The organism is Pedococcus bigeumensis, from assembly GCF_006438965.1.
Taxonomy (GTDB): Bacteria; Actinomycetota; Actinomycetes; order Actinomycetales; family Dermatophilaceae; genus Pedococcus; species Pedococcus bigeumensis_A.
On sequence record NZ_RCZM01000001.1, the window covers coordinates 909,095 to 931,694 of the forward strand.

Genomic DNA, 22,600 nt, shown 5'->3' on the forward strand with positions numbered 1-22,600 from the left:
CCCACCTCGGCTTACGGTGGGGCCATGCGGATCACCCACCTCGGCCACGCCAGCCTGCTCGTCGAAGTCGCCGACGCCCGGATCCTGCTGGATCCCGGTGTCTGGTCGCCCGGCGCCCACGGACAGCGGGACCTCGACGCGGTCCTGGTGACCCACCAGCACCCGGACCACCTCGACCAGGAGCGGTTCTCCGGGCTCCTCGAGGCCAACCCGAACGCGCAGGTCTTTGCCGACCCCGATACGTCGAAGCTGTTGCAGGACAAGGGTTTCGATGTTACCGCCTTCGGACCCGGCGACTCTGCAACCGTCAGGTCCGCGACTGTGACCGGGGTGGGGGAGCTGCACGCCCTCATCCACGAGGACATCCCGAGGATCCACAACACCGGGATGCGGATCAGCGCCGACGGCGAGCCGACCTTCTTCCACCCGGGCGATGCCGTGGACGCCGAGCCGGACGGGGTGGACGTGCTTGCCTTCCCCCTCAACGCCCCCTGGGCGCGCAGCCGGGAGATGACCGGCTTCCTGCGCCGGCTCGCGGCCCCGCACGCGATCCCGATCCACGACGCCCTGCTCAGCGAGCTCGGGCGGACCCTCTACCTCAGCCAGGCCGGCACCCTCGGGTCGAAGGACACCCGCATCCACGACCTTGCTGGGGGAGAGCCACAGGAGTTCGACCGCGGTCGCTGACGCGAGGTGCGAGCGGTCGGTGCAGGCCCGGCATACCCCGTCCTGGCGTGGACCGGCCCGACCATCGAGCCTGATTTGGAGACTTAGGTAAGGCTCACCTACTCTCGGCGGGTGGCCAAGAACCCCAAGGCAGCCAAGGGAGCCAAGCTCGCCAAGGCGAAGAAGAAGTGCTGCAAGGACAAGCCGCGCTGCGCGACGTGTCCGGTGGTGCTGATGCGCCTGGAGAAGATGGGCTACGCCGAGCGGGACGCCGACAAGCCGCGCCGGTTCGCGGTCGACACGAACGTGCCCAAGAAGGTCATGCTCATCGCGAGGCAGCGCTAACGCTAGCGTCGGGGCCATGCAGGAGTCCGAGACCGCGCCATCCGTCGCGCCCCAGGTCGTGCCGCCCGCCGCGCCCCAGGTCGCCCTGCGCCTGCGCGGCCTCACCAAGCGCTTCGGCGAGACGACCGCCGTCGACAACCTCGACCTCGACGTGCCGCGAGGGTCGTTCTACGGCCTGGTCGGTCCCAACGGCGCCGGCAAGACCACCACCCTGTCGATGGCCACCGGGTTGCTGCGCCCCGATGCGGGGACGGCGCAGGTCCTCGGCACCGACGTGTGGGCGGACCCCGTGGGCGCCAAGTCGCAGATCGGCATCCTCCCGGACGGGCTGCGTCTGTTCGACCGGCTCACCGGACAACAGCTGGTGACGTATGCCGGTCTGTTGCGCGGGATGGACCGGGCGATGGTGGCCGAGCGCACCGGAGAGCTGCTCGCCGCGCTGGGCCTGACCGATGCCGCCGAGAAGCTCGTCATCGACTACTCCGCGGGCATGACCAAGAAGATCACCCTGGCCTGCGCGCTGGTCCATGCTCCGCGGCTGCTCGTCCTGGACGAGCCGTTCGAGGCCGTCGACCCGGTGTCGGCCCGCACGATCCGACGGATCCTCGAGGACTTCGCGGCCAACGGCGGCACGGTGGTGCTGTCGAGCCATGTCATGGACCTGGTCGAGCGGATCTGCACCGACGTGGCGATCATCGCCGCGGGCGTGGTGCTGTCAGCCGGGACCCTTGACGACGTCCGTGCGGGCGTGAGCCTCGAGGACCGGTTCCTCGGCCTCGTCGGCGGCAGCACCGACGTGGAGGGTCTGGCGTGGTTGCGCACCTCCTCCGACTGAAGCTCCACCTGCTGCGCAACGGGTTGCGGCGCAGTGTCGCCGCCATCGTGGGCATGGTGGTCGGCGTGCTCTACGGCGGCGGCTTCGTGCTGGTCGGGCTGGCAGCGTTGATCTCGCTACGCGCCCAGGGCGATCTCCACCTCGCCCGCTCGGCCGTGGTCATCGCCGGAGCCGGTCTGGTGGCCGCGTGGGCCCTCCTGCCGATCCTGCTGTTCGGTGTCGACCCCACTCTCGACCCCACCCGGTTCGCCACCTTCGCCGTGCGCGAGCGCACCCTCGCTGTCGGGCTGGTGCTCACCGCGCTGGTCGGGCTGCCCGGCGTCGCCACGACCCTGCTGGTGCTCGGCAGCGTGGTGGCGGGATCCCGGTCGGTGCCGTCCACCCTGGCTGCGCTCGTCGGCGGGCTGCTGGGGCTGCTCACCTGCGTCCTGCTCAGCCGGATCGGCACGGCTGCCGCGTCGGCGGTGCTCGCCACCCGTCGCGGCCGCGACGTGGCGGGGATCGGCGGCCTGCTCCTGTTCGTGAGCCTGGGCCCGGTGCTGGCCGGGCTCACCGGCGGCGGCCTCAACCGGGCGACGGTGGACCGGCTAGCAGAGGTGCTCGCCTGGACCCCTCTTGGCTGGGCCTGGGCTCCCGCGGGCGACCTCGCCCTCGGCGACTGGGGCGGTGGGCTGCTGCGACTCGCCCTCGCAGCGGCCCTCTGCCTCGCTCTGCTCATGGTCTGGGAGCGACTGCTCGTCGCGGTCCTGCGCAACCCACGCTCGGCGTCCGCTGGCGGCGGCACAGTGGGGGGAGGGCTGGGGCTGTTCGCGCGGATGCCCGGTACTCCGATGGGCGCCATCGCTGCGCGCGCCGGGACCTACTGGATCCGCGACCCGCGCTTCAACGTCCCGGCCGTCATGACCATCCTGCTGCCGGCGGGCCTGCTCATCCCCGGCGTCGGGTCAGACTCCGAGCTGGCCCTGCTGGCCATGCCGCTCGCCTCGGCCTACCTGATCGGCTGGGGCCAGCACAACGACGTCGGCTACGACTCCACCGCCTTCTGGATGCACGTAGCATCCGGGGTCGACGGGGTCAGCGACCGCCTCGGTCGGCTCTTCCCCTCGGGCCTGATGGCCCTCGTGTGCGTTCCCCTGTATGCCGTCCTGGGACCTGTGTTCGGCGCTCCCTGGCGTCTGCTCCCAGCCACCTTCGGTGTCGGATGTGCTTTGGCGCTCAACGGTTTTGCGGTCGCCTGCGTGACCAGCGCCGTCAAGCAGTACGCGGTGCCGGCACCAGGGGAGAACCCGTTCACGAGCCGTCCGGGGTCGGCCGGGGTCACCCTCGGCGTCCAGGCCGTCTGCGGTGCTGCCGTGTTCACCCTGTCCATCCCGGCGCTGGTGCTGGGCGTGCTCGCGTACCTCGGCTGGGAGTGGGCGGCCTGGACCGCCCTGGTGGTCGGACCCGCCCTCGGCGTGGTGGCGCTCGTCATCGGGACCCGGATGGGCGCGGACCTGTTCCGGCGCCGTCAGGCGATCCTGCTGCAGGACCTCGTGTCGATGCGCTGAAACCCGGGAGCGCTACCCGGCTCCGCTGCTACTTGTGGGCGGCCAGGTGGGCGGCGCCGATGATGCCCGCCTTGTTCTCGAGCTTCGCGGCGACGATCGGGGTCTTGAGCTTGAGTAGGGGCAGGAACTGCTCCGCGTCCTTGGACACCCCGCCGCCGACGACGATGAGGTCCGGCCACAGCAATGCCTCGAGGTGGCTGTAGTACCGCTGCAGCCGCGTGGCCCACTCGGGGTAGCTGAGGTCTTCCTTGTCCTTGATCGACGAGGCGGCGCGGGTCTCGGCATCGAACCCGTCGATCTCGAGGTGCCCCAGCTCGGAGTTCGGGATCAGGACGCCGTCATAGATCAGGGCCGAGCCGATGCCGGTGCCGAGGGTGGTCATCACGACCAAGCCCTTCTGGCCCTTGGCGGCTCCGTAGTGGAGCTCAGCCACGCCGGCGGCATCCGCGTCGTTGACGAGCACGATGTCGTGGCCGAGCACCTTCTCGAGCATCGGCTCGGCGTCGAAGTCGAGCCAGGACTTGTCGATGTTGGCGGCGGAGCGGACCACGCCGTGGGTCACCACACCGGGGATCGTGACGCCGATGGGGGAGTCGCCGCGGACGTCGTCGAAGTGGTCGACGATCTGGTCGATGATCTGGGCCACCGCCTCGGGGGTCGAGGTCGCGGGGGTGTCGATGCGCATCCGCTTGGCCGCGAACGAACCCTTGGCCAGGTCGACGGGCGCACCCTTGATGCCGCTGCCGCCCACGTCGATCCCCAACGGGAGTCCGTGCTTGGCCTGCTTGGCTTCCTTCGCCATCGGTCCGCCTCCTTGCGGTTGCCCTGCCATGGGTTGCCCACCATCAGGCCAGCGTGAGGATCTCGTTGCCGGTCTCGGTGATGAGGATGGTGTGCTCGAACTGCGCGGACCGTCGACGGTCCGCAGTGACGACGGTCCACTTGTCGTCCCACATCTCCCACTCGGGAGTGCCCAGGTTGAGCATCGGCTCGATCGTGAACGTCATGCCCGGCTCGATCAGGGTGCTGTAGGACGGCGCCGCGTCGTAGTGCGGGATGACCAGCCCACTGTGGAACGTGCGCCCGATGCCGTGACCGGTGAAGTCGCGGACGACGCCGTAGCCGAACCGTCGGGCGTAGCTCTGGATCACCCGACCGATGACGTTGATCTCGCGACCCGGGATGGCCGCCTTGATGCCCCGCATCATGGCCTCGTGGGTGCGTTCGACGAGCAGGCGTGACTCCTCGTCGACGTCCCCGCACAGGTAGGTCGCGTCGGTGTCGCCGTGCACACCGCCGATGTAGGCGGTGATGTCGATGTTGACGATGTCGCCGTCCTCGAGGGGGCGGTCGTCGGGGATCCCGTGGCAGACCACCTCGTTGACCGAAGTGCACAGCGACTTGGGAAATCCCTTGTACCCCAACGTCGAAGGATAGGCGCCGTGGTCCATCAGGAACTCGTGCCCGACGCGGTCCACCTCGTCCGTGGTGACGCCGGGAGCGATGACGGCGGCGGCTGCGGCCATCGCCTGGGCGGCGATCCGCCCGGCGACGCGCATCCGCTCGACGGTCTCGGCGTCCTTGACCTCCGACCCGCTGTCGCGTGCCGGCGCGGGGCGGTCGACGTACTCGGGCCGCACGATCGAGGCGGGCACCGGTCGGCGTGGAGAGACCACGCCCGGCGCCACGCTTGCGTAGGTCAACGGCATACGGTGGAGTCTAGGGACGTACGCAGATCCGTCGAGTTGGAGGGCACCCACATGGCTTACTGGTACAACGTCAGCAGCGGTCAGGTCGAGAGCGATGACAACAAGAGCCAGTCGGACGACCTGATGGGGCCGTACGACTCGCAGGAGGAGGCGTCCAACGCGCTGCAGACCGCTCGTGAGCGCACCGAGAAGTGGGACGCCGACGACAAGGCGTGGGATGAAGGCAAGTCCGAGGACTGAGCGACCTCGAGCTGGGCCTGTGCCCAGGCGGCCGGGCTGTCCAGGGGTGTCCCGCTCAGCTGGTCAGAAGGTGGACCGAGACGGCGTAGCCGGACTCGGGACGCCACGTCTCGCGGCCCCACGTGCCGAAGCGATGCGCCGGGGTCAGGCCCGCCACCGTGCACGCCCGGTCATAGTCCTGCAGCGGCGTCACGGGGCAGCCCTGCGGGAGGTGCGACGCATCCAGCCCGAAGCCCGCGACGAGCAGTCCGCCGGGCTGCAGGTGGGCGGCCAGCCGCTGGACAGCGGCGAGCAGGGTGCCAGGCGCCAGGAGCGGGATGACGTTGCCCGCGAGCACGGCCAGCTCGAACGCCTGCGACCGCAGCTGCAGTCGGCTCAGGTCCTGGCGCACCCAGGTCGTGGCCGGGTCGCGCTGCTCGGCGACCTCGATCATCGCGGCGTCCGCGTCGACGCCCACGCAGTGGTAGCCCAGCGCGGTGAGCTGGGTCGCGACCCGGCCGGTGCCGCAGCCCGCATCCAGGACGCGGGCGGGAGGAGCCAGCAGCGAAGCCACGAAGGCAGCCTCACCGTGGATGTCCATCCCCTTCGCTGCGAGGTCGTCGAAACGCTGCTGGTATGCCGTCGCGGCGCCGGGGCCGCCCGAGACCTCCGACCAGCGCGTGCGGGGCTCCATCTCGGTCATCTTCACTCACCCTCGTCCGTGGTCGTGCGGTGCTGCACCCCAGCCTAGATTCGGTGGGGGTGCAGCGGAATGGGCAGCGCCGCCGACCGGGTCAGGCCGCTGACGAGGCTCAGCCGAGGGAGCGCAGCCCGGGCAGGACCCGGTCGGCGAAGGTGCTCAGGAACCGCGCCTGGTTCTGGCCGGGACCGTGGAAGACGAGGTGGTTGAAGCCCCAGTCGACGTAGGGCTGCACAGCTGCGACGACCTCCTCCGGGTCGTCGGTGACGATCCAGCGCGAGGCGACCTGCTCGTCGGGGAGGGCGTCGCCGAGTCGCTCCATCTCCAGCGGGTCGCTCGTCCCGTGCTTCTGCTCAGCTGTCAGGGACAGGGGCGCCCAGAACCGGCAGTTGGTCACCGCCTGCGCGCGGTCGGGATCCCACGACAGCTTGATCTCGATCATCCGGTCGATGTCCGCGCGGGTGCGCCCGGACTTGTCCAGGCCCTCGTCGACGGCAGGCAGCAGCTTGTCGCGGTAGAGCTCCTCGCCCTTCCCGGAGGTGCAGATGAAGCCGTCACCCGACCGACCGGCATACCGCGCCACGAGGGGCCCACCGGCGGCGACGTAGACCGGGATGGGCTGTTCGGGCTTGTCGTAGACGGTCGCGTCGACGGCGCGGTAGTAGTCGCCCTCGAAGCTGACCCGCTCCTCGCTCCACAGCTTGCGCATCAACGTGACGGCCTCCCGCAGCCGGGCGAAGCGCTCCTTGAACTCCGGCCAATCCTGCACCGATCCGACGACGACCTCGTTGAGCGCCTCGCCGGTCCCGATCCCGAGCATGACCCGCCCGGGATACAGCGACCCGAGCGTGCCGAACGCCTGCGCCACCACGGCCGGGTTGTAGCGGAAGGTGGGCGTCATGACGGACGTGCCGATCTGCACACGTTCGGTCCGCTCGCCCAGGGCCGCCAGCCAGGCGAGCGAGAACGGCGCGTGGCCACCGTGGTGGCGCCACGGCTGGAAGTGGTCGGAGATCAGGACGCTGTCCAGCCCGACCTGTTCGGCCAGCACCCCGAAGTCCAGCAGCTCCCGAGGCGCGAACTGTTCGGCGGAGGCCTTGTACCCGATGCGCAGCGTCATGGCCCCACCGTATGCCGCGTGGCAGGCTCGGTGCGTGGCCACCTCGCTCCCAGGACGCACCGACCTCCAGCTCGCCGACCTCCAGCTCACCGATGACGAGCGGCGGCTCGTCGGGTCGGTCGACGTCGACGCCCTCGTCGCAGACCTCGCCGACCTCGTCGCGTTCGCACCGGTGGGCGGCAGTGCTGGCGAGGTGGGCGTCCAGCGCTGGTGCGCAGACCGCCTGCGCGGCCTGGGCCTCGACGTGGCGGAGTGGGACATCGACCTGTCCGACGAGGCGGCGCAACCGGACTTCCCGGGCATGGAGGTCGAGCGGAATGCCCTCGTGGGGGTGGTGGCCACCTGGGACGCTGACGGCGGCGAAATCCTCGATGCGACACCGGCGCTCGTCCTCTGCGGGCACACTGATGTGGTGCCCGTCGAGGACCCCGCCCGATGGCGAACCGACCCGTTCCAGCTGGCCGTGACTGATGGCCTCCTCAGTGGTCGAGGCGTCTGCGACATGCTCGGGGGTGTGGTCGCGGTGCTGGCGGCGGTGCGTGCCCTGAAGGCGTCGGGCACGGGGTTGGTGCGTCCCTTGGCGGTCCACCTCGTCAGCGGTGAGGAGGACGGTGGCGTCGGCGCCTTCGCGACCCTTCGTGCCGGGCACCTCGGTGCGGCCTGTGTCATCGCCGAGCCGACCGGAGGCGCGGTCATCCCCGCGAACGCCGGGTCGCTCACCTTCCGGCTCGAGGTCGACGGGCGGGCGGCGCACGGGTCGACCCGCACCAAGGGGGTGAGCGCCATCGACCACCTGGCCGCCCTGCAGTCCGTCCTGCGCGAGCTCGAGGCGGGGCGCAACGCGGCGCCCCCAGAAGCGTTCGCCCACCTCGACCTCGCGGCGCCGATCTCGATCGGGATCATCCGCTCCGGCACGTGGGCGAGCACCGTCCCCGACCTGCTGGTGGCCGAGGGCAGGTACGGCGTGCTGCCGGGTGAGCCGCTCGACGCCGCCAGGTCGGTGTTCGAGGATGCAGTGTCGGGCCTGGGGGAGCGCGACCCGTGGCTGCGCGACCACCCGGTCCGCGTCCGCTGGCCGGGCGGTGCCTTCGCCTCCGGCGCGCTGCCCGACGGACACCCGCTGCTCGCCGAAACCCTCGCCGCAGGGACTGCGGTGGGGCCCACCTCGCCGCGGGTCGAGGGGGCGCCGTACGGCTCGGACCTGCGGCACTACGCCGCGCACGGCATACCCACCGTGCAGTTCGGCCCGGGCGAGCTGCGCGCAGCTCATGCCGTCGACGAGTCGGTGAGCCTCAGCGAGGTCGTCGCCTGTGCTCAGGTGTATGCCGTGCTCGCGCTGCGGCGGTGCGGTGCACCGCCGCAGCGGGCGGGCTAGAAGGTGATGCCGCGGGCCGCGAACCGGTCCTTGACGAGCGCAGCGGCGGCGGCGCCGTCACGAGCGAGGGCCTTGTCGTAGGTGGCCTTCGCAGCGGCCGAGAAGGACGTGTCCGGTGCGAAGCCGAACTGGGCGTCGATGAGGGTCGTGTCCCACGCGCGGGTGGTCTTGCCCATGGCCACGTAGCCCAGCCGGATCTCCCACAGGGCCTGGCTCCAGATCTGGCCGTCGGCGTGGACCTCACCCTGTCGAGTCTTCACCGTCAGGCCCGTGTCGAAGCGACGGATGCAGTGCGGCGCGCTCGTGTAGGACGTCGAGTCCCAGTCCATCGGGCAGGCCTGCTCCGCCTTGGTGGGCCAGCCGTACTGGGTGCCGGCGGCCAGGCCCACGGAGACCGCGAGGTAGTCGCCGAAGGACTCACCGATCGAGCCGGCGTCCAGGCTCGTGCCGTAGCCGGGGACCTGGGAGGCGTGCACGGCGTGGCCGTACTCGTGGACGATCACCTCGGCGTCCTCCGCGTCGTCGACCCCACCCTTGCCCAGCCGGATCCGGTAGGGCTTGTCGGTCTGGTAGGAGTTGTCGCCGCCGTACTGGTCGATCTTGACGTCGAACTGCTGCTTGACGATCCCGGGCAGGGTCGACCCGAAGCCGAGCGACTGGATGTACTCCTGCGCCTGGTTGACCCAGAAGTACGCCATCACCTGCTCGAACTGGTCCTGGTGGCGGGTGTACTTGAACGTGTTGGACGTGCTGAATGCCGGTGTGCCCGTTGCGGACTGGACGTTGACCCACGTGCCGCGCAGGTAACCAGAACCGTCGAGGTTGCGCAGCGGGACGGTGGCGTACGCGCTCGCGGGGACAGCGGCGTCGGAGTCCTTCTGGTCGGTGAGGCTCTGGTCGCCGGAGGACTGGACGGGGTTGACCATGAAGACCGACCCGGTGCCGGTCGCGCTGCCGCTGCCGGGCTTGGTGGCCGCGGCTGGGGTGGCGAGGGCCAGGCCGAAGGCGGCGCAGGCTGCGGTGACGGTGACGAGTGCGGTGGTGCGAAGGCGCTGGGGCACGGATGTCCTCCTCGAGTGGGGGCGGGCCCGATCGGGACCCACCGGTGGACGCTAGCGCCTGGGCAGGGCAGATCGGGTCCTACCGCTGGAGGAGTTCCTGCCTCACTCAGAGCCTCGGTCGAGACCTCACTAGGCGCCCTCGCCCGGGGCCCTACTCGAGGAAGGAGTTCTCCGAGGCCGGGAACGAGCCGGAGGCGACGTCCGCCGCATACGCGGCAGCCGCCCGACCGAGCTCACCGCGGAGGTCGGCGTACTTCTTGACGAACCGCGGGGCCTTGCCGCCACGCAGGCCGGCCATGTCCTGCCAGACGAGCACCTGGGCGTCGCAGTCCGGTCCGGCACCGATGCCGATGGTCGGGATCGACAGCACCTCGGTGACGCGGGCGGCCAGGGGAGCCGGGACCATCTCTATGACGACCGCGAAGCAGCCGGCCTTCTCCAGCGCGACGGCGTCCTCGACGAGCCGGTCGCCCGAGTCGCCGCGACCCTGGACCCGGTAGCCACCGAGGACGTGCTCGCTCTGCGGGGTGAAGCCGATGTGGCCCATGACCGGGATGCCGGCCCGGACCAGCAGCTCGACCTCGGGGACCATCAGCTTGCCGCCCTCGAGCTTGACCGCGTGGGCCAGACCTTCCTTCATGAACCGGGTGGCGGTGGCGAGCGCCTGCTGCGGGCTGGCCTGGTAGGAGCCGAACGGCAGGTCGGCGACGACCATCGCGTGCTTGGCAGCCGAGGTGACCGCGCGGACCAGGGGCACGAGGTGGTCCACGGTGACGGGCACCGTCGTCTCGAAGCCGTAGACGTTGTTCCCCGCCGAGTCGCCCACGAGCAGCACCGGGATGCCGGCCTCGTCGAAGATCTCCGCCGAGTACATGTCGTAGGCCGTGAGCATCGCCCACTTCTCGCCCTTCTCCTTCATCGCCTGCAGGTGCGGGATCCGGACCCGGCGCTGCGGCGCGGCCTGGGCGCCCGTGCCGTACGGCGCGGCGACCTCGGTGGCGGGAGGGGTCGGTGGCTGCTCGCTCATCCCGCCATCCTAGGAGGGCGTCGCGGGGGACGGGGGCCAGGACCGGGCGACCCAGATGGATGCCCACTGCAACCAAATGGCCGCAACCGCAATCAGGACACATCGGATATTGACCGTTCGGTCAGAAATTTACCAAGTCCATAACCGACGAGGCCTTCTTGTGGGAGCCCTCGCGTGTTTGGCTCGCCCTTGCGTGTGCCGAAAGGGGCCTCGCAAAGACACTGGAGGATTCGTGAAGAGACGTCACCTGAGCGTTCTCTCTGGCGTGGCCGTTGCGGCCGTCGCCATGAGCATGGCTTCCGCTCCTGCACAGGCAACACCTGTGCAGGGCGACAAGGAGCCGAAGGCCAACAACCGAGCGCACGACCTGCCGAACCCCCTGGGTGACGCACAGCGTGCACTGCGTGACGAGGCCGTGCAGAAGCTCGTCAAGGGGGAGGCCACCACCGAGACCCGCGGCGGGCAGCGCGTGATCAAGCTCAAGGGCAATGCGAAGGCGCCCAAGGGGAGCAAGGCCGCGAAGGACCGCTACGTGTCCTACCCGGTCGAGCGCGAGGAGGACATCTTCACGGTCCTCGCCGACTTCGGGACCCAGACCAAGGCCGCCACGGGTGGCACGGCCGGTCCGGTGCACAACCAGATCCCGTCGCCGGACCGCAACTGGGACGGCAGCGCCACGGACGACAACTCGACCTACTGGGAGAGCGACTTCAACACCCAGCACTACAAGGACATGATGTTCGGCCAGGGTGAGTCCTTCAAGGACTTCTACACCAAGCTGTCGAACGGCCGGTTCCTTGCCAAGGGTGACGTCTCCGACTGGGTGAAGGTGCCCTACAACGAGGCCTCGTACGGCAGCAACAAGCAGAGCGACGCAGCCGGCTACTGGCCGTTCGTCGCCGACACCGCGGCCGCCTGGTACAACTCGCAGAAGGCCGCTGGCAAGAGCGACGCCGAGATCAAGACCTACCTGGCCCAGTTCGACAAGGTGGACCGGTACGACTTCGACGGTGACGGCAACTTCAACGAGCCGGACGGCTACATCGACCACTTCCAGGCCATCCACGCCGGTGAGGGCGAGGAAGCCGGTGGCGGCGCCCAGGGCGAGGACGCCATCTGGTCGCACCGTTGGTACGCCTACTCGAACAACCAGGGCAAGACCGGCCCCGCCGGCAACCTGCTCGGTGGCGTTCCGCTCGGCAACTCCGGCATGTGGATCGGTGACTACACCACCGAGCCCGAGAACGGTGGCCTCGGTGTGTTCTCGCACGAGTTCGGTCACGACCTGGGTCTGCCGGACCTGTACGACACCGCGGGCGGCGACAACGGCACCGGCTTCTGGACGCTGATGTCCGGCGGCTCGTGGCTCAACCACGGCACCGACTCGATCGGTACCACCCCCGGCTACATGGGTGCGTGGGAGAAGCTCCAGCTCGGCTGGCTCGACTACAAGACCGTGCCGTTCGGGCAGGACATGACCGTCAAGGTCGGTCCGTCCGGTGCTGACGAGAAGACCAACAGCCAGGCCGTCGTGGTCCCGCTGCCGGACAAGACCGTCACCACCAGCTACAACACCCCACACTCAGGTACCAGCGAGTGGTGGGGCGGTGCGGCCGACGGTCTCAACACCACCCTGTCGCGTGGCCTTGACCTGACCGGCAAGTCGTCGGCCTCGGTCTCGGCCTGGCTGCAGTACAACATCGAGCAGGACTACGACGCACTCTTCGCCGAGGTGTCCACCGATGGTGGCGCGACCTGGGCGCAGGTCGGCAGCCTGATCGACGGACCGACCGGGAACGCGGCCCTCACGCCGTGGGCCCAGAAGACCTGGGACCTGTCGGCCTACGCCGGCAAGAACATCACCTTCCGGTTCCGCTACAACACCGACGGTGGCCTGCACTACGAGGGCGCGTTCCTCGATGACCTGGCCATCACGGTCGATGGGGCGAACGTCCTCACCGACACGGTGGAGAACGGCGACAACGGCTGGACGGCCTCCGGGTTCACCCGCATGAGTGGTTCCACGTCGGTCGTGGCCAGCCACTACTACATCGCGGAGAACCGCGTCTACCAGGGCTACGACAAGACCCTGCAGACCGGCCCGTACAACTTCGGGTACGCGAACACGCGGCCGGACTGGGTGGAGCGCTTCCCCTACCAGAACGGTCTGCTCGTGTCCTACGTTGACGGCGCCTACGGCGACAACAACACCTCGGCCCACCCGGGCCACGGTCAGGTGCTGCCGGTCGACGCACGTCCGGAGCCGGTGCGGTTCTACGACGGCACCAAGCTGGGCAACCGTCGCCAGCCGTTCGACGCCACGTTCGGACAGGAGGCCACCGACGCGGTGACCTTCCACAAGAACGGCATCGCCACGGTCGTCCCGTCGCAGAAGGCCATCCCGGTCTTCGACGACAGCGACCCGATGAAGTACTGGTCCGCCGCCAACCCGTGGAGCTCGGTGCAGGTCGCCGGCGAGGGTGTGCGGATGGCCGTCACCAAGACCGACGACGGTGGCAACCAGCTGCAGGTCAAGGTCACCTTCAAGTGACGCAGACGCGCTGACCCCAGCGCGTCGTGAGGGGCCCCGGGACCGTCAGGTCCCGGGGCCCCTTCGCGTGCGCAGGGGATGCGCCGCGCCGGCGCCCGGTATGCCGCCTGGTCTGGCAGCCCGCGGCCGTTCCGAGTGGTGCCTTCACCCGCAGCGGGGAAGACTCGCGGGAGGTCGCCGACCAGCGGTGGCCCCGGTGATGGAGGACTGATGGCAGAGAACTTCGAGGTAGCCCAGAGCAGCTCGGAGGGTGAACTGTCCGATGCCAAGCGCCACGAGGTCGTGGCCGCCCAGCTGCGTGGCGAGGCCAAGGCCGCTGGTGAGGGCCCGGAGGCGGTGGTGGCCGCGGTGGCGCAGGAGCTGGAGGGGATCGGCCTGGAGCCCAACCCCGAGGAGCTGCACCGCCGCTACGAGGAGATCGACCCCGACATCCCCGAGCTGCGCGACCCCGACAGCGACCCGGACACCGCCCCGGACAGCGACCCGGACAGCGACCCGGACAGCGACCCGGACACCGACCCGGACACCGACCCGGACACCGACTCGGACAGCGACCCGGCCTCGCAGTAGCGGCGCACACGGAAGGGCCCCGTCAGCCTGGTGGCTGACGGGGCCCTCACGGTGCCGGCGGACCAGCGGGACCAGCTGGACCTACTTGGGAGCCACCGTGATGTTGAGGTGACCACCGTTGGACTGGCCGTTGACCGAGATCAGCGTCCCCGTCTTGGGAACGTCCACTCCGTACCAGCCCGGCTGGTACCGGCCGGCGTGCGCGCCCGTGGCGGCGTGCTGGTCAGCGTTGTACCACCAGGTCAGCGTGTCGTCGAAGGTCGACACCGCCGGCTTGGAGGGGATCGTCGCCGCGACGCCGTTGTTGTGCAGCGTCACCGCATCGGTCCGCTCGACCCCGAAGGTGGAGTCACCCGAGAGGATCCGCGGGCGCATCAGGGTGCCGTCCGGCCAGTGGCTGAAGTCCGGGTGGGCATCCACCGGGAGGATCAGGCCACCGCCGGGGTGTTCGCCGACGTTGTTGTCGCCGAACGACTCGTCCCAGTAGCTGACGAGCAGCCCGTTCTGGTACGGCTGGTTCTCCACCCAGTCGGGCCTGGTGTTGAGGAACCCGAAGTTGTAGGCCGTCTTGAGCGACGCGTCGTAGCCGTCGTACTGGCGGTTCTCCAGCACGTAGGCGTTGAAGTGGAAGCTCTCGGCCTTCCCGGTCGTGCGGATGAAGCCGTCGAAGGCCCAGCCCTCGTCGGTCTCTGCGTTGCCCACCACCGTGCCGTTGATCGCGACGTCATCAACCGCGATGCCGTATCCGATCACTGCCGGGTCGGTGGTGTAGCGCCACCGGATGGCGTTGGTGCCGGCCGGGAGCGTTGCCGTCAGGTCGACGTAGGCGCCAGTTGCGAAGCCGGTCGACGTGCCGGTGATGCCGGTGTGGGACGGGTTGTTGCTGTTCGGGTCGACCGTGCTCGACCGGTTCGTCAGCACGGGCAGCCACGAGGTGCCGCCGTTCGTCGACGCCTCGAGGAAGGCGTAGTCGAAGTCGTCCTCCGTGCTGTAGCGCACCTTGGCCGTGAGCGACCCGGCGGTGATCCCGGTCGTCTTGGTCATGGTGTGGGTGAAGTCGTTGCCCTGACCGCTGTAGAAGAACTGGCTACCGGTCGCGGGCACGCCGACGTCGTCGATGCGCTTCTTGTCGGGCAGCAGCACGAAGACGCCCTGTGGTGACTTCGTGGCGGGGGTGTTCGGGCCGAGCTTGTGCGTCGACTTCTCACCGGCTCGGGCCACCTCGTAGAACGGTCCCTTGTCACCCTGCGGGGCGAGCCAGCCGAGCTGGAACTTCTCCCACATGCCGAGGTCGGTCGGCGCGTCGCCGATGCCGTCGGGGCTGCCGTCGCCGATGTTGGCTCCAGAGGACATCAGGGTCCAGAAGGCGGTGTTGTTCTCGGCGCCGCCGGTGTTGCCCGACGTGTCGTAGAGGTCGGGCAGGCCGAGGTCGTGGCCGAACTCGTGGGCGAAGACCCCGAGGCCGCCGTTCTCCGGCTGCATCGTGTAGTCGTAGACCCACACGCCGGTCGGGTTGTTCGGCACCAGCGCGCTGGACACGATGCCGCCGTTGGAACCGATGTTGACACCGACCCCGAGCGGTCCGCCCGCCTGGATGTTGGCGGCAGAGCGGTGGCTCCAGATGGCGTCGGAGCCCTGGTTCGGGTCACCAGCCGCCTGGTCACCACCGGCGTGCACGATCTGGAAGTGGTCGATCACGCCGTCGGGCTCGTTGAAGTTGCCGTCGCCGTCGATGTCGTAGCGGTCCTGCTGGTCGAACGTCCGCAGGTAGGCCTGGATCTGGGCCATCGTCTGGCCGCCGTCGAGCTGGGCCTTGACCCACACGGCGAGCGCGTCACGCACGAGTGCCTTGCTCGTGTTGCAGACGATGCTGCCGCAGTAGTCGCGGCCGTACAGCGCCTCGTTGAAGGGCACCCGCACCCACTCGGTGACGGTGCCGTCGACGGAGTAGCGCCCGGACGACTGAGCCTCGTAGTACTGCTTCATCCGGTTGAAGTACATGTCCTGGTAGTGGGCCTGGTTGTAGTCGGCCTGCCACAGGGTGGAGTTGTCGACGGCCCGGTTCGGCTCCGGGATCTCGTTCTTGCGGGGGCCGGTGACGTCGGTGGTGCTGCCATCCGGCGGCGGGCCCTGGAAGATGGGGTTGGGGTACTGCTGGTCCCCGAACTCGGCGATGACCACGAAGATCTTGTCGGTGCCCTCGTTCGCGAGCTGCACGTACTGACCCTTGCCGACCTTGGCGACCTTGCCCTGCATCGCCTTGTCGCCCTGGAGCTTCTTCTCCAGTGCGCGCTGCCGCAGGGCGTCCTGCTTGACCGCCAACGGTGAGCGCAGGTTGTCGCTCCCGTGCTTGGCCTTGCCAGCCTTGTCCGTGGGTGGAGCGGCTGTTGCTGAACCCGTACTGGCGAGGAACCCGCCGAGCACCAAGCTGCTTGCGGCGACCAGGCTGTATGCCCTGCGCCTCCGTGAGTGGACCGTGTGTGTCACGTGGACCCGTCCTTCTGTCGCTGGAAACTCCTCCTGGGGCCTGGTCGTGACGCTCAACAAGAACGCAGGTGACCTGGACCATCACAGTGAAGTCCTGCACGTCCGGAATGTGATCAGCCCAGAATTGATTTGTTACCTACTCGTGACATAGGAGAGGGCCGCGTCGGGGATCTCCGTGTGGCGCGGACGGCAGGTGAGCCCGACCCATGACGGTTGTCACGCCTGTGCGGGCCGCCCCTCTGACGACCGCCACTCGGCCGTAGGCTCTGCGCCGTGAACTACGACGACGTCGTCATCGGTGCAGGGCACAACGGGCTCACGGCCGCGGCATACCTCGCTCGGGCTGGTCGACGGGTGCTGGTCCTCGAGGCCGGTGACCACGTCGGGGGTGCAGCGGTCTCGGCCCAGGCGTTCCCGGGGGTCGACGCGCGCCTGTCGCGCTACTCCTACCTGGTCTCGCTGCTGCCTCGGCAGGTGATCACCGACCTCGACCTCGACGTGCGGCTCATCCGGCGGCGCTACTCCTCCTTCACGCCCGTTCCGGCGCAGCCCACCACCGGCCTGCTCGTCGACCACGGCGACGGCGACGCGACGGCGGCCGGCTTCGCCGCACTCACGGGAGGGCCGCGGGAGCATGCCGCGTGGCAGGACTTCTACGGGCGCGTGCAGCACCTCGCGCAGCAGGTCTTTCCGACCGTCCTCGAGCCGTTGCGCACCGAGGCCGATGTCGCGGGCCTGGTGGGGGACGACCGGCTCTGGGAGGCCCTCGTCCGACGTCCGCTGGGGGAGGTGCTCGAGGCCGAGTTCGGCGACGACACGGTGCGCGGCATCGTCGCCACCGACGCCCTCATCGGCACCTTCGCCTCGATGGGTGCGGCCGACCTGCGCCAGAACGTCTGCTTCCTCTACCACCTCATCGGAGGCGGAACCGGGGACTGGGATGTCCCCGTCGGCGGGATGGGTGCGGTCACCGACGGGCTGGCTCGCGCGGCCGTCCAGGCTGGGGCCGAGATCCGCACCGGCACAAGGGTTCTCGCGGTCGACCCCGACGGGCTGGTCACCTGGGAGGGTGGGTCGGCCCGCGCCGGCACCATCCACGCCGCGTGTGCGCCCACGGTCCTCAACACGCTCCTCACCGCGGCCGGTGCCGACCCCGTCGCGACCGAGCAGGCGCCAGAGGGCGCGCAGCTCAAGGTCAACATGCTGCTGTCGCGTCTCCCGCGGCTGCGTGACGAGACCGTCGACCCCGCGGCGGCGTTCGCCGGCACCTTCCACGTCAACGAGGGCTACACCCAGCTGCAGGACGCGTATGCCGCCGCTGACGCCGGCCGGGTGCCGCAGCTGCCGCCGTGCGAGATCTACTGCCACAGCCTGTCGGACCGCTCGATCCTCGGGCCGGAGCTCGCCGCCACTGACGCGCAGACGCTCACCCTGTTCGGGCTGCACCTGCCGGCCCGGCTGTTCCGCGGGACGACCGCGGAGCACGACGCGGTCAAGGACCTCGCCCTGGCGCGCACCCTCGACTCGCTGAACTCGGTGCTGGCCGAACCCATCCAGGACGTCCTGCTCCGCGACCCCGACGGGGCGCTGTGCCTCGAGGCGCGGACCCCCGTCGAGCTCGAGGCGGACCTCGGGCTGCCGGGGGGCAACATCTTCCACCGCTCGCTGCAGTGGCCGTGGGCCGAGCGCGAGGCCGAGGTCGGCACCTGGGGGGTCGAGACGCCCCACGAGAAGGTGCGCATCGCCGGTGCCGGCGCGCGACGCGGTGGCGGGGTCAGCGGCATACCGGGTCACAACGCGGCCATGTCGGTCCTGACGGGCTGAACTGCGGCGACAGCGCCGCGCCCGCGCCGCCCCACGCGGGGAGCAGCGCCGCGCCGCGCGGGTTGCACGTAACGCTGGGGAAACACAACTAGGGCAGGATTCGACACATGGATCGTCAGCAGGAGTTCGTCCTCCGCACCATCGAGGAACGCGACATCCGCTTCGTGCGGCTGTGGTTCACCGATGTGCTCGGGACCCTCAAGTCCGTGGCCGTCGCACCCGCCGAGCTGGAAGGGGCGTTCGCCGAGGGCATCGGCTTCGACGGCTCGGCCATCGAGGGCTTCGCGCGGGTCTACGAGGCCGACATGCTCGCCAAGCCGGACCCGGCGACCTTCCAGGTGCTCCCGTGGCGTGGTGACAACCCCGGCACCGCACGGATGTTCTGTGACATCACGCTGCCCGACGGCTCACCGAGCCACGCCGACCCGCGGCACGTCCTGCAGCGGGCGCTGGCCCGGGCCGCCGACCTCGGCTTCACCTTCTACACGCACCCCGAGATCGAGTTCTACCTCCTCAAGGCCGGCTTCAAGCCGGGCGAGAGCCCGGAGCCGATCGACCAAGCGGGCTACTTCGACCACGTCCCGCACGGCACCGGCCACGACTTCCGGCGGGCCGCGATCACGATGCTCGAGTCGATGGGCATCTCGGTCGAGTTCAGCCACCACGAGGGCGGACCCGGCCAGAACGAGATCGACCTGCGCTACGCCGACGCGTTGTCCACGGCCGACAACATCATGACCTTCCGGACCGTGATCAAGGAGGTCGCGCTCGAGCAGGGCATCTTCGCCTCCTTCATGCCCAAGCCGTTCGCCGAGCACCCCGGGTCCGGCATGCACACCCACATGTCGCTCTTCGACGGCGACAGCAACGCCTTCTACGAGGCCGGTGCGCCCTACCAGCTGAGCAAGGTCGGCCGGCAGTTCATCGCCGGGCTGCTGCGGCACGGCGCCGAGATCGCGGCGGTCACCAACCAGTGGGTCAACTCCTACAAGCGGCTCTGGGGCGGCGGCGAGGCCCCGGCGCACCTGACCTGGGGCCACAACAACCGCTCCGCGATGGTCCGCGTGCCGATGTACAAGCCGACCAAGGGCCAGAGCAGCCGGGTCGAGGTGCGCACCCTCGACGCCGCCTGCAACCCCTACCTCGCCTTCGCGCTGATGCTGTCCGCCGGGCTCAAGGGCATCGAGGAGGACTACGAGCTCCCCGCCGAGACCGAAGACGACGTGTGGGGCCTGACCTCCGCGGAGCGGCAGGCGATGGGGATCGAGCCGCTGCCCACCTCGCTCTACGAGGCGATCCGCGTGATGGAGAAGAGCGAGCTGGTCGCCGACACCCTCGGCGAGCACGTCTTCGACTTCTTCCTGCGCAACAAGCGCGCCGAGTGGGACGACTACCGCGGCGAGATCACCCGCTTCGAGCTCGAGCGCTACCTGCCAGGTCTGTGACGGCACCGCCTGCGTGCTCCGGTATGCCGCCCGCGCACCTTCGCGGGCGGCTGCTCCTCCTCAGCGCGTAGGCTGGCGCGGTGACCTCCGGCCGCCTTGTCTCGCAGACGGCGACCCTGGCCCGACTCGGGTTCGCCGACCCGCCCCGGGCCGTCCAGCTACTGGGCGACCCGGCGCTGACCGGCCTCATCGACCCGCTCGACGACCTGTTCAGCGACGGCCTGCCCGATGCCCTCGGTGCGGTGGCCGACCCGGACCTGGCCCTGCTCAGCCTGGTGCGCCTCATGGAGTCGCTGCGAGCCTCTGCGCCACAGCGGCGCGACGTGGAGTCCGGGGCCGGCACCGAGGTGTCCGGTCTGGTGGCCGCGCTACGGCACCCCGGCCGAGCGCGTGACCGGCTGATGGCCGTCCTGGGTGCCTCCACCGCCCTCGGTGACCACCTCGTCGCCCACCCCGAGCACTGGCGCAGCGTCGCGGACGCGCGACCGCGCACGCCCGACGAACGCATCCACGAGCTCGTCGAGGCGGTGCGTGCCCCGGGCGCGCACACGGCATACGACGCACTGCGGATCGGGTATCGACGCCAGCTGCTGGGTATCGCAGCCCTCGACCTCACCTCAGGTGACCCCGAGCTGGCCCTTCCCGAGGCCGCGGCGGCACTCGCGGACCTGGCCGAGGCGGCCCTCGAAGCGGCGCTCGTCATCGCGCGGGCGGAGATGGGGGAGCAGGCCGAGCTCTGCGACTTCGCGGTGATCGGCATGGGCAAGACCGGTGGTCGCGAGCTCAACTACGTCAGCGACGTCGACGTCATCTTCGTGGCCGAGCCGAAGGAGGGTGTCGAGGAGGCCAGCGCCATCGCGGCGGCCACGGGGCTGGCCACCCACCTGATGCGGGCCTGCTCCACCTCGACCGGGCAGGGGACCCTGTGGCCGGTGGACGCCGCGCTGCGACCCGAGGGCAAGAACGGCCCGCTGGTGCGGACCATCGAGAGCCACCGCGCCTACTACGAGCGCTGGGCCAAGACGTGGGAGTTCCAGGCGCTGCTCAAGGCCCGGCCCGTTGCCGGGGACCGAGCGCTCGGTGCCGCGTACATCGCCGCCGTCAACCCGATGGTCTGGGGCGCGGCTTCTCGCGACAACTTCGTCGAGGACGTGCAGGCCATGCGCAGGCGGGTCGAGCAGCACGTGCCCGCGGGTGAGGCCGAACGACAGCTCAAGCTCGGACCCGGGGGGCTGCGCGACGTGGAGTTCAGCGTCCAGCTGCTCCAGCTCGTCCACGGTCGGTCGGACGACGCCCTGCGCTCGGGCACGACGCTGGAGGCGCTGGACGCGCTGGCGCGCGGTGGGTACGTGGGCCGCGAGGACGCCGCGACCCTCGACGCGTCCTACCGGCTGCTGCGCACGCTCGAGCACCGGATCCAGCTGTTCCGGCTGCGTCGCACCCACCTCATGCCAACCGCGGACGCCGATTTGCGTCGTCTCGGCCGCGCCCTCGGGCACCGCTCCGACGCCGCGAAAGCCGTTGTCGCGCAATGGCAGCAGCAGGCCCGCGAGGTCCGGCGGATCCACGAACGCCTCTTCTACCGGCCGCTGCTCGCTGCGGTCGCCCGGTTGAGCTCGACCGATGCCCGACTGGCGCCCGAAGCCGCCAAGGAGCGGCTTGCTGCGCTGGGCTTCCGAGACCCGGGTGGGGCGATGCGCCACCTCGAGGCGCTGACCGCTGGGGTGAGCCGGCGAGCGGCCATCCAGCGCACCCTGCTGCCCGTGATGCTCGGCTGGTTCGCCGACGAGGCCGATCCCGACGGCGGGCTGCTCGCGTTCCGCAAGGTGAGCGAGGAGCTGGGGTCCACCCACTGGTACCTCAGGCTGCTGCGCGACGAGGGCTCGGCGGCCGAACGCCTCGCCCACACCCTGGCCCGAAGCCGTTATGCCGCAGACCTGCTCGTCGGTGCGCCGGAGTCGGTCGCGATGCTCGGCGAGTCTGGTGGGCTCACCCCCACGTCACGCGACGACCTCGTCCGCAGGATGACCGCGGCTGCGGGACGGCAGGACGATGCGGACAAGGCGGTCCGGGCGGCGCGGAGCATCCGCAGGCAGGAGCTCTTCCGGATCGCGGTGGCCGACCTTGCCGGAAGCCTCGACCTCGCGGGGGTGGGGCGGGCGCTGACCGACCTGACCGCCGCCCTCGTCGAGGCGGCGCTCCAGGTGGCCATCCGCGTCGTCGAGGAGAAGCACGGCCCGCTGTCGACCAGGCTGCTGGTCATGGGGATGGGTCGGCTCGGTGGCGGCGAGATGGCCTACGGGTCGGACGCCGACGTGCTGTTCGTGCACGAACCCCACGAGGGGGCCGACGAGGCGGCGGCCCAGGAGCAGGCCCTCGAGACCCTGCAGGAGCTGCGTCGCCTGCTGGCCTCGGCGGGACCCGACCCGCAGCTGGGCCTGGACGCCGACCTACGACCCGAGGGGAAGAGCGGTCCGCTGGTGCGCAGCCTGGCCAGCTACCGCGAGTACTACCGGCGGTGGTCGCTGACCTGGGAGTCGCAGGCCCTGCTGCGGGCTGCGCCCCTGGCCGGTGACTTCGAGCTCGGGGCGCGCTTCGTCGAGCTGATCGACCCGCTGCGGTGGCCCCAGGAAGGCCTCACCGACCAGCAGGTCCGGGAGATCCGCACCCTCAAGGCCCGGATGGAGGCCGAACGGCTGCCCCGAGGTGCCGACCCCAAGGCCCACTTCAAGCTGGGCAGGGGTGGGCTGTCGGACGTGGAGTGGACCGTGCAGCTGCTCCAGATGTGCCACGCCCACGCCGTGCCCGACCTGCGGACGACGAGCACCTTGCCGGCGCTGGCCGCCGCCGAGAAGGCGGGGCTGGTCTCCGCCGACCATGCCGCGGCCCTGCGGGACGCATGGTCCTTCGCTTCCCGGCTGCGCAACGCCTCGGTGCTCTACCGCGGCCGGCCGGTCGACAGCGTGCCGTCCGACCTGCGGGTCGCCGACGGGGTGAGCCGCATCCTCGGTGGGGAGCCGGGCAGCGGTGCAGATCTTGCCGAGGCCTACCGCCGAGTGGCCCGTCATGCGCGTACCGTGACGGAGTTCAACTTTTACGGTTCAACCTAGGAAGGTACG

General features: G+C 70.1%; 18 protein-coding genes. 11 read left to right on the forward strand and 7 right to left on the reverse strand.

Annotated features, from left to right (window positions below):
- Positions 1-24: 24 nt before the first annotated feature.
- From EAH86_RS04175 to EAH86_RS04190, 4 genes are all read left to right on the forward strand, one after another.
- The gene (locus tag EAH86_RS04175) at positions 25-687 is read left to right on the forward strand and encodes an MBL fold metallo-hydrolase (RefSeq protein ID WP_140737305.1); all 663 of its coding nucleotides are present in this window, start codon (positions 25-27) and stop codon (positions 685-687) included.
- Between the two features lie 111 nt (positions 688-798).
- Positions 799-1,011, forward strand: a complete 213-nt coding sequence (locus EAH86_RS04180; protein WP_140737306.1) for a hypothetical protein — start codon at positions 799-801, stop codon at positions 1,009-1,011.
- Between the two features lie 16 nt (positions 1,012-1,027).
- Positions 1,028-1,846 carry an ABC transporter ATP-binding protein gene (locus EAH86_RS04185; protein WP_140737307.1) on the forward strand — a complete coding sequence of 273 codons (819 nt, stop codon included), beginning with the start codon at positions 1,028-1,030 and terminating at the stop codon, positions 1,844-1,846.
- On the forward strand, positions 1,822-3,393 hold the full coding sequence (locus EAH86_RS04190; protein ID WP_140737308.1) for a hypothetical protein: 1,572 nt from the start codon (positions 1,822-1,824) through the stop codon (positions 3,391-3,393). Before EAH86_RS04185 ends, EAH86_RS04190 begins: the two co-directional genes overlap by 25 nt.
- Before the next feature lie 28 nt (positions 3,394-3,421).
- Here the strand turns inward: EAH86_RS04190 and ppgK are convergent, their stop codons facing one another.
- Both ppgK and map read right to left on the reverse strand, forming a co-directional pair.
- Complete coding sequence (gene ppgK / locus EAH86_RS04195) at positions 3,422-4,195, reverse strand: polyphosphate--glucose phosphotransferase (RefSeq protein ID WP_140737309.1); 774 nt, start codon at positions 4,193-4,195, stop codon at positions 3,422-3,424.
- Positions 4,196-4,238: 43 nt separating this feature from the next.
- Positions 4,239-5,102, reverse strand: coding sequence for a type I methionyl aminopeptidase (gene map / locus EAH86_RS04200; RefSeq protein ID WP_140737310.1), 864 nt, complete (start codon positions 5,100-5,102; stop codon positions 4,239-4,241).
- 51 nt (positions 5,103-5,153) lie between these two features.
- Here map and EAH86_RS04205 point away from each other — a divergent pair, with 51 nt between their 5' ends.
- Positions 5,154-5,342 (forward strand): methionine aminopeptidase, encoded by a 189-nt coding sequence (locus EAH86_RS04205; RefSeq protein WP_140737311.1) that lies wholly within the window; start codon positions 5,154-5,156, stop codon positions 5,340-5,342.
- A 55-nt stretch (positions 5,343-5,397) separates the two neighbouring features.
- Here the strand turns inward: EAH86_RS04205 and EAH86_RS04210 are convergent, their stop codons facing one another.
- The gene (locus tag EAH86_RS04210) at positions 5,398-6,024 is read right to left on the reverse strand and encodes a class I SAM-dependent methyltransferase (RefSeq protein WP_140737312.1); all 627 of its coding nucleotides are present in this window, start codon (positions 6,022-6,024) and stop codon (positions 5,398-5,400) included.
- Between the two features lie 109 nt (positions 6,025-6,133).
- Positions 6,134-7,141, reverse strand: a complete 1,008-nt coding sequence (fgd, locus tag EAH86_RS04215; RefSeq protein ID WP_140737313.1) for a glucose-6-phosphate dehydrogenase (coenzyme-F420) — start codon at positions 7,139-7,141, stop codon at positions 6,134-6,136.
- 34 nt (positions 7,142-7,175) lie between these two features.
- On the opposite strand from fgd, the gene EAH86_RS04220 reads away from it, so the two are divergent.
- Entirely contained in the window at positions 7,176-8,516 is a 1,341-nt protein-coding gene (locus tag EAH86_RS04220; RefSeq protein ID WP_206665712.1) for an ArgE/DapE family deacylase, read from the forward strand.
- On the opposite strand, the gene EAH86_RS04225 is transcribed toward EAH86_RS04220, so the two are convergent.
- Positions 8,513-9,577: a M36 family metallopeptidase gene (locus EAH86_RS04225; protein ID WP_140737314.1), complete on the reverse strand. Its 1,065-nt coding sequence runs from the start codon at positions 9,575-9,577 to the stop codon at positions 8,513-8,515. The genes EAH86_RS04220 and EAH86_RS04225 overlap by 4 nt on opposite strands.
- A 151-nt stretch (positions 9,578-9,728) precedes the next feature.
- Entirely contained in the window at positions 9,729-10,604 is an 876-nt protein-coding gene (panB, locus tag EAH86_RS04230; protein ID WP_140737315.1) for a 3-methyl-2-oxobutanoate hydroxymethyltransferase, read from the reverse strand.
- A 232-nt stretch (positions 10,605-10,836) separates the two neighbouring features.
- On the opposite strand from panB, the gene EAH86_RS04235 reads away from it, so the two are divergent.
- Together EAH86_RS04235 and EAH86_RS04240 are read left to right on the forward strand one after the other, a co-directional pair.
- The gene (locus EAH86_RS04235) at positions 10,837-13,155 is read left to right on the forward strand and encodes an immune inhibitor A domain-containing protein (RefSeq protein ID WP_241668172.1); all 2,319 of its coding nucleotides are present in this window, start codon (positions 10,837-10,839) and stop codon (positions 13,153-13,155) included.
- A 210-nt stretch (positions 13,156-13,365) separates the two neighbouring features.
- Entirely contained in the window at positions 13,366-13,725 is a 360-nt protein-coding gene (locus EAH86_RS04240; RefSeq protein WP_140737316.1) for a hypothetical protein, read from the forward strand.
- Between the two features lie 81 nt (positions 13,726-13,806).
- Here the strand turns inward: EAH86_RS04240 and EAH86_RS04245 are convergent, their stop codons facing one another.
- Entirely contained in the window at positions 13,807-16,212 is a 2,406-nt protein-coding gene (locus tag EAH86_RS04245) for an immune inhibitor A domain-containing protein (protein ID WP_140737317.1), read from the reverse strand.
- A 273-nt stretch (positions 16,213-16,485) separates the two neighbouring features.
- Here EAH86_RS04245 and EAH86_RS04250 point away from each other — a divergent pair, with 273 nt between their 5' ends.
- The 3 genes from EAH86_RS04250 (at position 16,486) to EAH86_RS04260 (ending at position 22,591) form a co-directional block, all read left to right on the forward strand.
- The gene (locus EAH86_RS04250; protein ID WP_140737318.1) at positions 16,486-18,036 is read left to right on the forward strand and encodes a phytoene desaturase family protein; all 1,551 of its coding nucleotides are present in this window, start codon (positions 16,486-16,488) and stop codon (positions 18,034-18,036) included.
- Positions 18,037-18,143: 107 nt separating this feature from the next.
- The gene (locus tag EAH86_RS04255) at positions 18,144-19,481 is read left to right on the forward strand and encodes a glutamine synthetase family protein (protein WP_140737319.1); all 1,338 of its coding nucleotides are present in this window, start codon (positions 18,144-18,146) and stop codon (positions 19,479-19,481) included.
- A gap of 80 nt (positions 19,482-19,561) precedes the next feature.
- Positions 19,562-22,591: a bifunctional [glutamine synthetase] adenylyltransferase/[glutamine synthetase]-adenylyl-L-tyrosine phosphorylase gene (locus EAH86_RS04260; RefSeq protein WP_140737320.1), complete on the forward strand. Its 3,030-nt coding sequence runs from the start codon at positions 19,562-19,564 to the stop codon at positions 22,589-22,591.
- The last annotated feature ends 9 nt before the right edge of the window (positions 22,592-22,600 follow it).